This window comes from Stenotrophomonas sp. Sm6012 (assembly GCF_030985895.1).
GTDB classification, from domain to species: Bacteria; Pseudomonadota; Gammaproteobacteria; order Xanthomonadales; family Xanthomonadaceae; genus Stenotrophomonas; species Stenotrophomonas forensis.
Genome location: NZ_JAPTFX010000171.1, coordinates 1 through 8,733 on the forward strand (window position 1 = coordinate 1; position 8,733 = coordinate 8,733).

10 protein-coding genes are annotated in these 8,733 nt (G+C 67.6%); 1 reads left to right on the forward strand and 9 read right to left on the reverse strand.

Translation table 11 applies throughout. The annotated features are described in order from the left end of the window. Window positions 1–76 precede the first annotated feature (76 nt). From O0J73_RS19990 to O0J73_RS20030, 9 genes are all read right to left on the reverse strand, one after another. Window positions 77–1,849, reverse strand: a complete 1,773-nt coding sequence (locus tag O0J73_RS19990; RefSeq protein ID WP_197563333.1) for a DUF885 family protein — start codon at window positions 1,847–1,849, stop codon at window positions 77–79. Between the two features lie 343 nt (window positions 1,850–2,192). Continuing rightward, window positions 2,193–2,540, reverse strand: coding sequence for a lipid-A-disaccharide synthase N-terminal domain-containing protein (locus tag O0J73_RS19995; RefSeq protein ID WP_006476984.1), 348 nt, complete (start codon window positions 2,538–2,540; stop codon window positions 2,193–2,195). Beyond that, window positions 2,540–3,262, reverse strand: a complete 723-nt coding sequence (locus O0J73_RS20000; protein WP_197563331.1) for a glycosyltransferase family 2 protein — start codon at window positions 3,260–3,262, stop codon at window positions 2,540–2,542. Before O0J73_RS20000 ends, O0J73_RS19995 begins: the two co-directional genes overlap by 1 nt. 89 nt (window positions 3,263–3,351) lie before the next feature. Beyond that, complete coding sequence (locus O0J73_RS20005; protein ID WP_308309462.1) at window positions 3,352–4,317, reverse strand: NAD-dependent epimerase/dehydratase family protein; 966 nt, start codon at window positions 4,315–4,317, stop codon at window positions 3,352–3,354. Between the two features lie 51 nt (window positions 4,318–4,368). Then, window positions 4,369–5,100, reverse strand: coding sequence for a suppressor of fused domain protein (locus O0J73_RS20010; protein WP_308309463.1), 732 nt, complete (start codon window positions 5,098–5,100; stop codon window positions 4,369–4,371). A 126-nt stretch (window positions 5,101–5,226) separates the two neighbouring features. Beyond that, window positions 5,227–6,150, reverse strand: coding sequence for a ParB/RepB/Spo0J family partition protein (locus O0J73_RS20015; RefSeq protein ID WP_308309464.1), 924 nt, complete (start codon window positions 6,148–6,150; stop codon window positions 5,227–5,229). Next, window positions 6,150–6,947 carry a ParA family protein gene (locus O0J73_RS20020; RefSeq protein ID WP_006476989.1) on the reverse strand — a complete coding sequence of 266 codons (798 nt, stop codon included), beginning with the start codon at window positions 6,945–6,947 and terminating at the stop codon, window positions 6,150–6,152. Before O0J73_RS20020 ends, O0J73_RS20015 begins: the two co-directional genes overlap by 1 nt. A 112-nt stretch (window positions 6,948–7,059) precedes the next feature. Next, window positions 7,060–7,698: a 16S rRNA (guanine(527)-N(7))-methyltransferase RsmG gene (gene rsmG, locus O0J73_RS20025; protein ID WP_008267674.1), complete on the reverse strand. Its 639-nt coding sequence runs from the start codon at window positions 7,696–7,698 to the stop codon at window positions 7,060–7,062. A 39-nt stretch (window positions 7,699–7,737) separates the two neighbouring features. Beyond that, the gene (locus O0J73_RS20030; protein WP_197563325.1) at window positions 7,738–8,337 is read right to left on the reverse strand and encodes a 4'-phosphopantetheinyl transferase superfamily protein; all 600 of its coding nucleotides are present in this window, start codon (window positions 8,335–8,337) and stop codon (window positions 7,738–7,740) included. Window positions 8,338–8,421: 84 nt separating this feature from the next. Between O0J73_RS20030 and O0J73_RS20035 the strand changes: the two genes are divergently transcribed. After that, on the forward strand, window positions 8,422–8,673 hold the full coding sequence (locus O0J73_RS20035; protein ID WP_005411656.1) for a GlsB/YeaQ/YmgE family stress response membrane protein: 252 nt from the start codon (window positions 8,422–8,424) through the stop codon (window positions 8,671–8,673). Window positions 8,674–8,733 lie beyond the last annotated feature (60 nt).

The window sequence follows — 8,733 nt, forward strand, 5'->3', positions numbered from 1 at the left end:
GGCCGCTGGCCGGCAATGTCGAACGATTGCGGTGCGTGCAGGTTGCCGGCCAGCGGCCGGCATTACCGCGGACCGGTCAGGCCTTCTTGCGCTCAGCGATGTAGGCCTGGATCTGCTGTTCCAGTACCGGCAGCGGCACCGAACCCTGCTTGAGCAGGGTGTCGTGGAAGCCCTTGATGTCGAACTTGTCGCCCAGCTCCTTCTCGGCCTGCGCGCGCAGGCGCACGATGGCGATCTCGCCCAGCTTGTAGCTCAGCGCCTGGCCCGGCCAGGAGATGTAGCGGTCCACCTCGGTGGTCACTTCATGCTCACTCAGCGCGGTGTGGTCACGCAGGTAGGCCAGTGCCTGCTCGCGGGTCCAGCCCTTGCTGTGCACGCCGGTGTCGATCACCAGGCGCGCGGCGCGCCACATTTCGTAGGTCAGGCGGCCGAAATCCTCGTACGGGGTTTCGTAGATGCCCATCTCCACGCCCAGCTTCTCGCAGTACAGCGCCCAGCCTTCGCCATAGGCGGAGATGTACGCGTTGCGGCGGAACTCGGGCAGGTTCTTCTGCTCGGCGGCGATGGCGCCCTGCAGCGCGTGGCCCGGATCGGACTCATGCAGGGTCAGCGCCGGCAGGTTGTACAGCGGGCGCGATGGCAGGTTGTAGGTGTTGAGCCAGTAGGTGCCCATGCCACCACGCCCGGCGGTCCAGAACGGTGCGATGTCCGGCGGCACCGGCACGATGGTGAAGCGCGCGCGCGGAAGCGTCATGTACTTGCCCAGCTGGCCGTCTGCCCGCTTGGAGATCCACGCCGCGCGCGACAGCAGCTCTTCCGGGGTCTTGGCGTAGAACTGCGGATCGGTGCGCAGGAAGGTCAGGAACTCGGCGAAGCTGCCCTTGAACTTCACCTGCTTGATGATGTCGTTCATCTCGCCCTGGATGCGAGCGACTTCGCCCAGGCCGATGCGGTGGATCTCGTCCGGCGACAGGTCCAGAGTGGTGTATTCGTGGATCTGCTGCTTGTAGTACGCCTTGCCGTCCGGCATCGCTTCGGCAGCCAGCGTGGTGCGCGCCTGCGGCACGTACTCGCTGACGAAGAAGGTGCGCAGCTGCTGGAACGCCGGCACCACCTTGGCACTGATCGCTTCGCGCGCCTGCGCCTGCAGCCTGGCCTGCTCGGCGGCCGGAATGCTGTTGGGCAGCTTCTTGAACGGCGCGTACAGCGGCGATTCGGTCGGGTCCTTCAGTTCGGCAACGGTGGCGATGGACACCTCGCGGCCATCAAGCACGGCACGCGGCACGCTGAAGCCACGCTTCAGGCCGGCGCGCATGTTCTCGGTCTGCTGGCCGAAGTAGCGCGGCACGTCATTCAGGCGTGCGATGTAGTTCTGGTAGTCCTGCACGGTCTTCATCTCGCGCCGGGCCATGAAGGACAGGTTCGACCAGAACGAGGAGTCGGCGTTGAACGGCATCTCGTAGCCGCGCAGGCGCACCTCTTCGGCCAGGTTGAACACCTGGTCGCGGTAGATCGCGTAGTTGACCTGGTTGTCGGCCGACAGGGTCTTCGGGTCGATCTTCTTCAGCGCGGCCAGGGTCTCGTCCCACACCTTCAGGCGTGCCTGCTGTGCGGCCGGGCCGACGTCGGGCATGCGGGTGGCATTGGCCGGGGCATCTTCGTCCTCACTGGCCTCACCGCCGCCGTCCTGGCGCCACTTCCATTCCTTCTCGTACACCGCACGGAAGGCGGCGTCGGCGGGCGATTCGGTGGCCACGCTGGCAGGTGCAGCGGTGGCGGGCGGCGCGGCCAGGGCCACGGCGGGGGCGGACAGGGCAATCAGCAGGGCAACGGCAAGACGGGTTTTCACGAGCACAGGTTCCCGGGAAGGCAGACCCCGATCATGGCACCGCCCACCGCCCGTGGCATGGGACGAAGGTCCTGCCTGCAACGCAGGCAGGCCAGCGCCGAAGGCGCGTGGTAGAGCCGACTGTTAGTCGGCTTGCTCTTCCGCCAGACGTGGCAAAGTCCCGCTGCTCTGGTAGCTGCCAACCTTGGTTGGCATCACGGAAACCCAGCGCCGACCAAGGTCGGCATCTACCGGGGACGGCCGCCGAACATGCAGTAGATCCACGCCATGCGTGGATGCGCCAAGCCGGGATGCACATGTGCCGACCAAGGTCGGCACCCACCGGATGGCGGCCCCTGGGCCCTCAGTGGCTAGCCCTGTCCCGCTTCCAGCCCCGGTGCTTGATGTCCAGCTGCAGGCTGTACAGCGCGGTGAACGCCGGGAACAGGTTCTGCAGCACGCCCACCGAGTCCTGCTTGGCCGAGAACAGGAAGTAGCTCAGCGTCATCAGGCTGCCGACCACGCTCATGTACCAGAACAGGCGCGGGATGACCGGCTTGCCGGCACGCTTGGAGGCGATGAACTGAACCAGCCAGCGGCCGCCGAACATCAGCGCGCCGGTATAGCCGATCAGCTTCCAGCCGGTCACGTGCAGGCCGGTCCAGTACAGCCAGGTCAGCGGCTGGTCGAGCCAGTGCAGTGCCAGGCCCATCACCGCTCTTCCACCGCGGTGCGCTTGCTGCGGGTGATCAGCCAGGCCACGCCGCGCAGGTCGCGGATGCCGACCAGCGCGCGGCCCAGGTTGTTGTACTTGGACACGCCGGCGGTACGGTGGCGGTGGTTGACCGGCACGCTGATGGTCTTCCAGCCGGCACGCTGCATCAGCGCCGGCAGGTAACGGTGCATGTGGTCGAAGTACGGCAGGTCGAGGAAGGCGTTGCGCTCGAACAGCTTGATGCCGCAGCCGGTGTCGGGCGTGTCATCGCGCAGCATGCGCGCGCGGATGGCATTGGCCCAGCGGCTGGCCCAGCGCTTGCTGCCGCTGTCCTGGCGGTTGACGCGCCAGCCGGCAAACAGCTTCACCTGCGCCTCGGCCGCATCGCGCGCGGCCAGCAGCTTGGGAATGTCGGCCGGATCGTTCTGGCCATCGCCATCCAGGGTGGCGATCCATGGCGCCCGCGCATGCTTGACGCCGGTGCGCACGGCGGTGCTCTGCCCGCTCTGGTTCACGTGGTGCAGCACCCGCAGTTCCGGCGTGGTCGCCTTCAGGCCCTGCAGGACCGCCAGGGTGTCATCGCGCGAGTGGTCATCGATGTAGATGATCTCGAACGGTACCCGGCCACGCAGCGCCGCGGTGATTTCGGTGACCAGCGGGGTGACATTGTCGCGCTCGTTGAACACGGGGACGACAACGGAAAGCTCGGGTTGGCTCATAAGGCACTCGGCCAAAGGGGGACAAAGACCGCGCATTCTCCGAAACCGAGGTTATCCGAAGATGAACCCGGCGGCGTGAGGATCCGTCCTCAGGCGCGATCACCAAAGTACTCGCGGCACCATTCCACGACGGGTGGCAGTCCCACTTCGATCGGGGTCACCGCGTCGAAGCCGAAGGCGTCATGGGCGCGCCGGGTATCGGCCATCGTGCGCACCATGTCGCCGGGCTGCATGGGCTTGTAGACCTTCTGCGCGGGGCGGCCGGCAGCCTGCTCGATCACGCCGATGAAGCGCTCCAGCTCGACCGGCGTATGGTTGCCGAGGTTGAACACCCGGTGCGGCACCGGACCGTCGGCCGGATGCGCGAGGGCGCCAAGGATACCGGCCACGATGTCGGAGACATGTGTGAAATCGCGCTGCATGCGACCTTCGTTGAACACGTCGATCGGCCGACCGGCCAGCACTGCGCGCGAGAACAGCAGCGGCGCCATGTCCGGCCGGCCCCACGGGCCATACACGGTGAAGAAGCGCAGGCCGGTGGCATGCAGGCCATACAACTGCGCGTAGGTGTAGGCCATCAGCTCGTTGGCGGCCTTGGTCGCCGCGTACAGCGAGCGCGGCTGGTCCACGCGCTGGTCCTCGGAGAACGGCGGCGTGGCCGAATCGCCGTACACCGAACTGCTGGAGGCATACACCAGGTGCTGCACGCCACGATGGCGGCACAGCTCGAGCATGTTGACGAAGCCGACCAGGTTGCTGTCGACGTAGGCATGCGGGTTTTCCAGCGAATAGCGCACGCCGGCCTGTGCGGCCAGGTGGATCACCGCGCTCGGCTGCACCTCGTCGAACAGCGCGGCCAGGCCATCGCGGTCGGTCAGGTCCAGCGTGCGCAGGTCCAGCGCCGGGCACAGCGCGGCCACGCGGTCGCGCTTGATCTGCGGGTCGTAGTAGTCGTTGAAGTTGTCCAGGCCGACCACCGGCTGGCCAGCCTCCAGCAGCGCGCGGGCGGTGTAGGCACCGATGAAGCCGGCAGCGCCGGTGAGCAGCAGGGTCATTGCAGTTGCCTGGAAATCAATGAGTACAGATGCAGAGGATACGCTGCGGGCTCAGAACAGCCCGAAACGCTTCTTGGCCACATTGCTGCGGCCGGGTTCGATCACGTCCTGGATGTTCTTCGCATCGAAGCGGTCGAGCAGTGCTTCGGCGCCCTTTTTCAGCTTCAGGTCCATCTCTTCCGGGTACAGCGGCATGAGGGTCATGAAGGCGATGGTCTTGCCATCCTCAAGCACCAGCTCGGCGAAATCTTCCGGCGTGGTGACCGGCGGCAGCACGATGGCACCGTCGAAGCCCACGCCCGGCGCATAGGGCCCGCTGGGGTGTCCGTTGGGAATGGTGTGGCCGAAGCCCAGCCAGGTATCGTACTCGTGCGGCAGCCGCGCCATGCCCTTCAGCAGACGCACCGGCCAGTAATTGCGCTCGTCCTCGAAGGCGTCCTGCGAGATCGGCCAGTCGGCCGGCAGGGTCACCATCAGCTCCATGTAGCGCGGCACATCCGCATCCACCTCGGCGGGCACGGTCATCGGCAGGTCGCTCATGCCGGAGGTCACCAGCCGCAGGTACGGGAACCGCTCATTGGCCGGCACCACGTGCACGTCGATGTGCACCAGGTCGGAAATGATCTCGTGGAAGACGCCGGACACCGGGCCCAGATGGCGCTCGATGTGCGCGCCGATCGCCTCGATGTGTTCTTCGCCCTGCGCCGGCGTGAAGTCCTTCTGGCGGCTGTGCACCATGATCGGGCTGCCGCCCGGGCTGACGTCGTCGAATGCGTTGCTCATGTCCTGCTCCCTGGATGAGGCCACGGGCCAGAGGACAGTGCAGGCCCCGGCGCGCGCGGCGGTGCGTTCCCTGTCATTCACGGGACACGGCAGGAACGGGCCGTGTCCCCCGTTGCTGCGCCGGGCTCAGCCCTGGCGCGTACGCAGCTTTTCCAGCACGCCGTCCAGGGTGTCCAGATCGGTGTAATGGATGATCAGCTTGCCCTTGCCGCCGCGGCCGTGGTTGATCGCCACCTTGGCACCCAGCGCTTCGGACAGCTCGGTTTCCAGCGAGGCGATGTCGGCCTGCTGCACCTTCGGCGTGGCCACCGGGCGGTTGCCCGGCACCTTGCCGGCGGCAAACGCCTGCGCGCGGCGCTCGACCTCGCGCACCGACCAGCCTTCGTCGGCCGCTTCCTGTGCCAGCTTGCCGGCCAGCTCGGGGGCCAGGGTCAGCAGCGCACGGGCATGGCCCATTTCCAGGCGGCGGGTTTCCAGCAGCAGCCGGATCGCCACCGGCAGCTCCAGCAGGCGCAGCAGGTTGGACACCGCCGCGCGCGAGCGGCCGACGGCCTCGGCGGCCTCGGCATGGGTCAGGGTGAATTCGCTGATGAGACGTTGCAGCGCTTCGGCTTCTTCCAGCGGGTTGAGGTCTTCGCGCTGGATGTTCTCGATCAGCGCCATCGCGATGACGGTGCGGTCTTCCAGCTCGCGCACCACCACCGGCACTTCGTCCAGGCCGGCCAGCTGCGAGGCGCGCCAGCGGCGTTCACCGGCGACGATTTCGTAGTTGCCGGCCGGCAGCTGGCGCACCAGGATCGGCTGGATCACGCCCTGCGACTTGATCGAGTCGGCCAGCTCGGACAGCTTGCCCTCGTCCATCTCGCGGCGCGGCTGGTACTTGCCCGGCTGCAGCTGGCCCACGGCCAGCTTGCGCAGCACTTCGCCCGGCAGCGGCTCGATCACCGCGGTGGTGGCCTGCACCTGGCTGACCGCCCCCTTGGGACCCAGCAGCGCATCCAGGCCACGGCCGAGGCCTCGCTTCTTGGCTGCCGGCTTGCTGCTGGTCATCAGACGGTCTCCACGGCCTTGGCGGCCTTGTTGCGTTCGTTGTTGCGGCGGATGATCTCGCCGGCCAGGCCCAGGTAGGCCACGCCACCGCGCGAGGCGCGGTCGTAGCCGACGATGCTCTGGCCATGGCTGGGTGCTTCGGCCAGGCGCACGTTGCGCGGCACGATGGTGCGGAACACGCGGTCGCCGAAGTGCTCGGTGAGCTCGGCCGACACCGCGTTGGCCAGGTTGTTGCGCACATCGAACATGGTGCGCAGCACGCCTTCGATCTCCAGCGCCGGGTTCAGGCTGGTGCGCAGCGCTTCGATGGTTTCCACCAGCGCGCTCAGGCCTTCCAGCGCGTAGTACTCGCACTGCATCGGCACGATCACCGAATCGGCGGCGGCCAGCGCGTTGAGCGTCAGCAGCGACAGCGCCGGCGGGCAGTCGATCAGGATGTAGTCGTACTCGTCGCGGATCGGCGCCAGCGCGCGCTTCAGGCGCTGCTCGCGCTCGCTCTCACCCATCAGCTGGATCTCGGCAGCGGTCAGGTCGATGTTGCCGGGCAGCAGATCATAGCCCTCGGCGGCCTGCACGCGCACGTCGGCAGCACTGTTCTCGCCAAGCAGCAGATCGCAGGTGGAGGCTGCCAGCTCGCGCTTGTCCACGCCACTGCCCATGGTCGCGTTGCCCTGCGAATCCAGGTCGACCAACAGCACGCGCTTGGGTGCGTTGGCCAGGGAAGCGGCCAGGTTGACGGCGGTCGTGGTCTTGCCGACGCCACCCTTCTGGTTGGCGATGGCGATGATGCGGGCCATGCGGGTGTGCCTCGTCGACGTGTGCTGGGACCGGTCATTATGCGTACAACCGGCCCCTTGCGGAAATCGTGAATCGCCAACCCGTTGTTCCACAAGGGGCTGGCGGCGGTAATCAGGGGCCTGTAACCGTGACCAGATGGCGTTCGCCGGCCAGGCCGGGCACGCTCAGCGGGGTCACCTCACGCACCTGCCAGCCTTCCGGCAGGTCCGCGATCTCTTCATGGGGATAGACGCCCTTCATGGCCAGCAACACGCCACCGGGGCGCAGCAGGTGCCCACCGACGCGAACGATGCCGGCCAGGGTGTCCATCGCGCGCGCGGTCAGCTGGTCGTAACGGCCGGCCTCGTCCAGCGCCTCGGCGCGTGATTCGGCCACGCGGGCATTGCCCAGGCCGAGCTGGCGCACCGCCTCGCGCATGAAGCGCGCCTTCTTGCCGTTGCTCTCGACCAGGGTGACCTGCAGGCCCGGGCAGGCGATGGCCAGCGGGATGCCGGGCAGCCCGGGGCCGGTGCCGAGGTCGGCCAGGCTGCCATCGGCCACGAACGGCTGCATCGCCAGCGAGTCGAGCAGGTGGCGGGTGACCATCTCCTGCGGGTCGCGGATGGCGGTGAGGTTGTAGGTGCCGTTCCAGCGGTGCAGCAGGGCCAGGTAGCGCAGCAGCGGCGGTGCCAGCGCGGCATCCAGGCCCATGCTGGCCAGGCCCTGTTCCAGCGTGGCAGTCACGCTGGCGGGAAGTGGGTGTTCGCTCATGCCTGCATTATCGCCGGTTTTGTGCGCTGATTCGCCGCTTCACTGCGGATACCAGGCCAATGCCGCGCGGAACTGCCCGCTGGCCTGCCATTCGTGCAGGTGCCAGCGCGCGGCCTCGCCCAGTTCCGGGTCGCACCAGCGCAGGTGCAGGGCGCCGTCATTGCCGGGGGCCAGCTGCAGCCGGTGCAGGCCGAACGAGATGCCTTGGCCGTGGGCTTTCAGCATCGCTTCCTTGGCGCACCACACGCGGAAGAACCAGTGCTCGCGCCCGGCCTCGTCCAGGCTTTCCAGCCAGGCCACTTCCTCGGGGTGGAAGAAGCGCCGCACGATCTCCAGCAGGCGTGGTCGCGGCCGCAGCAGCTCAAGGTCCACGCCCAGCCGCACGCCCTCGCCCAGCGCCACCAGCAGCACCTCGCCGCTGTGGCTCCAGCCGGTTCCGTAATGGGCCAGTGCGCCGGTCAGTTCAGGCCGCCCCTTGCCGTCGCGCACCAGCGGCAGCGCCTCCGGTTCGGCCCCCAGCGCCTGCGCCAGCACCTGCCGCGCCTGCGGTTCACCGCGCTGGCCGGGCACGTGGGTGCGCCGCCAGACCGTCACCGGGCCGAAGCGCCACGGGCCGTCGAGGGTGGCTGGCAGGCTCATCCGCACGCGCCCATCACGCAATTGCACGACGGGTTCACAGCCATGCGCGTCAACTGGTCACAGTTCCCCACCGGAGGTTCGATCATGGGCATCATCATCTGGCTGATCGTCGGCGGCATCGTAGGCTGGCTGGCCAGCATCATCATGAAGCGCGACGCCCAGCAGGGCATCATCCTCAACATCGTGGTCGGCATCGTCGGCGCGCTGATTTCCGGCTGGCTGTTCGGCGGCGGCATCAACGAAGCGATCACCATCCGCACCTTCCTGTTCTCGCTGATCGGTGCGGTGATCCTGCTGGCGATCGTCAACCTGTTCACCCGCAAGAGCATACGCTGACGCGGTGGTCGTGCCGGCCGCTGGCCGGCAGACGCATCACAAGGGGCCCGACGATTGCCG